This window comes from Azospirillum sp. B4, assembly GCF_000333275.1.
Lineage (GTDB): Bacteria > Pseudomonadota > Alphaproteobacteria > Azospirillales > Azospirillaceae > Nitrospirillum.
This window is the reverse complement of the sequence record NZ_BACU01000204.1, coordinates 1-3,003: the sequence shown is the minus strand read 5'-3', so window position 1 is coordinate 3,003 and position 3,003 is coordinate 1. Positions and strand designations below refer to the sequence as shown.

4 protein-coding genes are annotated in these 3,003 nt (G+C 70.8%); 2 read left to right on the top strand and 2 right to left on the bottom strand.

Going from position 1 to position 3,003, the window contains the following annotated elements:
- Nucleotides 1-205 (top strand): hypothetical protein (locus I55_RS36955; protein ID WP_044560194.1); only part of this gene is annotated, 205 nt, incomplete at its 5' end.
- 89 nt (nucleotides 206-294) lie between these two features.
- Nucleotides 295-1,647 (top strand): MFS transporter, encoded by a 1,353-nt coding sequence (locus tag I55_RS09005; protein WP_044560193.1) that lies wholly within the window; start codon nucleotides 295-297, stop codon nucleotides 1,645-1,647.
- 56 nt (nucleotides 1,648-1,703) lie between these two features.
- On the opposite strand, the gene I55_RS09000 is transcribed toward I55_RS09005, so the two are convergent.
- Nucleotides 1,704-2,657 (bottom strand): acetyl-CoA carboxylase carboxyltransferase subunit alpha, encoded by a 954-nt coding sequence (locus tag I55_RS09000; RefSeq protein WP_044560192.1) that lies wholly within the window; start codon nucleotides 2,655-2,657, stop codon nucleotides 1,704-1,706.
- Nucleotides 2,658-2,783: 126 nt separating this feature from the next.
- Nucleotides 2,784-3,003: tyrosine-type recombinase/integrase (locus tag I55_RS08995; protein ID WP_044560191.1), on the bottom strand; the 220-nt coding region annotated here is incomplete at its 5' end.

Sequence of the window (3,003 nt, the reverse complement as noted above, 5' to 3'; positions counted from 1 at the left end):
GCCGCCCCGTTCCTCCGCCCCCGCCCGCCACATCCTGGACGCGGTCACGCGCTTCCGGAAGATGGGTTGCCGCAACGTCAGCCTGACCCTGACCCGGTCCACGGACACCATCCTGGACGTGCAGGCCATGCTGACCCTGGCGGGGCTGGCCAGCGACGTGCAGCCGGCCGGTGGCGGCTGTTCCCGCCTGGTGCTGCGCAGCTAGGGGCGCTTCCCCGGCGCCCTGAACCATCACTTGCCGGGCGGTGTTGCCCCGTGCCAGCTTCCCCGACACCACAGGGATGGGGAAACGGGATGAACATTGGCGCCACGCGGACAGGGAACGGGGCTGCGGTGCAGGCCCGCTGGGGCCGCATTGCCGCCTGGTGCCTGTACGACTGGGCCACCGCCCCCTTCCATACCCTGGTCGCCACCTTCGTCTTCAGCGTCTATTTCACCAAGGCGGTGGTGGGCGATCCCGTGCGGGGCGCCGCCCTGTGGGGATCGGCCATGGGCGCGGCTGGCATCGTCATCGCCGTGGCCAGCCCCGTGCTGGGCGCCATCGCCGACAGCAGCGGCCGGCGCAAGCCGTGGATCGCCGGGTTCACCACCCTGGTGGTCCTGGCCACCGCCACCCTGTGGCGGGTGGCGCCCACGCCAGCGTCCATCCCCCTGGCCCTGGGAGCCGCCGCCCTGGGCGCCGTCGCCACCGAACTGGCCCACGTCTTCTACAACGCCCTGCTGCCGGCCGTGGCGCCGTCCCGCCTGCTGGGCCGGGTCAGCGGCTGGGGCTGGGGCTCCGGCTATGCCAGCGGGCTGATCGTGCTGCTGCTGGCGCTGGCCCTGCTGATCAAGACCGACCATCCCCTGTTCGGCCTGCTGGGCACCGACGCGCAGCAGGGGGTGCGAGCCAGCAACCTGCTGGTGGCCCTGTGGATGGCGCTGTTCGTCCTGCCGCTGTTCCGCTGGGTGCCGGATCGGGCGGACAAGGGCTTGGCGCCCGGCGCCGCCGTTCGCCAGGGCCTGTCCACCCTGGCCGCCACCGTGCGTGGCCTGCCGCGCCGGCCGGACATCCTGCGCTTCCTGGTCGCCAGCGCCCTGTGGCGCGACGGTATCGCCACCCTGGTGCAGTTCGGTGGCATCTTCGCCGCCACCGAGTTCGGGATGGAGCCGGGGCAGATCATCCTGTTCGCCATCATCCTGAACGTCAGCGCCGGCCTGGGCGCCGCCGTCATGGCCTGGGCCGACGACCGCTTCGGCGCCAAGCGCGTGCTGGTCATCAGCCTGCTGGGCCTGATCCTGTCCGGCGGCGGCATGGTGCTGGTGGGCACGCGCGCCGGCGGTTTCCTGCCACCGCTGGGCCTGCCCATCCCTTTCAGCGGCGACCAGCAGTGGCTGCTGCTGCTGGGCCTGGGACTGGGCGCCTGCTTCGGCCCCGCCCAGGCCGCCGCCCGGTCCCTGATGGCGCGGCTGTCGCCGCCGGGTCTGGAGGCGGAGATGTTCGGGCTGTACGCCCTGTCCGGCAGGGCGGTCAGCGCCCTGGGGCCCCTGGCCTATGGCGCCGCCACCGCCGCCTTCGCCAGCCAGCGCGCCGGCATGGCCACCGTGCTGGCGCTGTTCCTGGCCGGGCTGGCGCTGCTGCTGCCCCTACGGGAACAGCGGGTATAGAAAAAGGCGCCCCCTCCCGGGAAGCGCCTTTCTCCCGCGTTCATGAGGATGAAACCTCAGCCCAGGCCCTTCTGGCCCATGCTCAGGTACTTCTCGCGGCGGCGGGCGATCAGGGTGCCGCCATCCTGGCCGCGCATGGAGTCCAGGCTGTCGTCGATGGCGTTGCCCAGGGCCAGGATGGTCTCCTCGCGCCGGCGGTGCGCGCCACCGATGGGTTCCATGACGATGCGGTCGATGACGCCCAGTTCCTTCAGGTCCTGGGCGGTCAGGCGCAGAGCGGCGGCCGCGTCGGCGGCGTTGGTGTTGCTGCGCCACAGGATGCCCGAGCAGCCTTCCGGCGAAATGACGGAATAGATCGAGTGCTCCAGCATCAGCACGCGGTCGGCCGTGGCGATGGCGATGGCGCCGCCCGACCCGCCCTCGCCGATGACGGCGGAGACGATGGGAACGCGGGCGCGCAGGCAGGTCTCGATCGACTTGGCGATGGCTTCGGCCTGGCCGCGCTCTTCAGCCCCCACGCCGGGATAGGCGCCGGCAGTGTCCACCAGGGTGATGACCGGCAGGCTGAAGCGGCTGGCCAGGTTCAGCAGGCGCTGGGCCTTGCGGTAGCCCTCGGGCTTGGCCGACCCGAAGTTGTGGCGGATGCGGGTGTCGGTGTCATGGCCCTTTTCCTGGCCGATGACCACCACCGACCGGCCGCGGAAACGGCCCAGGCCGCCGACGATGGCGCGGTCCTCACCGAACGCGCGGTCACCCGCCAGCGGCGTGAAGTCGGTGATCAGGGCGTTGATGTAGTCCAGGCAGTGCGGCCGGTTGGGATGGCGCGCCACCTGGACCTTCTGGGCCGGGCTGAGCTTGGCGTAGGTCGAGCGCAGCAGCTTGTCGACCTTGTCCTCGAGCTTGCGGACCTCGTCGGCGATGTTGATGCCGCCGCCATCGGACAGGTGGCGGAGTTCATCGATCTTGCCTTCGAGTTCGGCGATCGGCTTTTCAAATTCAAGGAAATGCATGGGTTCGGCTTACAACTGCTTGTAAGGAGGCGCGGCGCCGAAGGGCGGGCCGCACAAAGGTCGAAGGCGGCTGATTACCATGAGCGCGGGCCAGGGGCCAGCGCTATCGAATCCCGGCCCCTGCCCCTACTGCTTGGCTGGTCCCTTCCCTTTGGCCAACGGGTGGTGCTCCTCCACCGTGCGGCGCAGGCGCTCGCCCACGACGTGNGTGTAGATCTGGGTGGTGCCGATGTCGGCATGGCCCAGCATCTTCTGGACGGAGCGCAGGTCGGCGCCATGGTCCANCAGGTGGGTGGCGAAGGCTTGGCGCAACACGTGGGGGCTGACCTTGGCGGGGTCCCAGCCG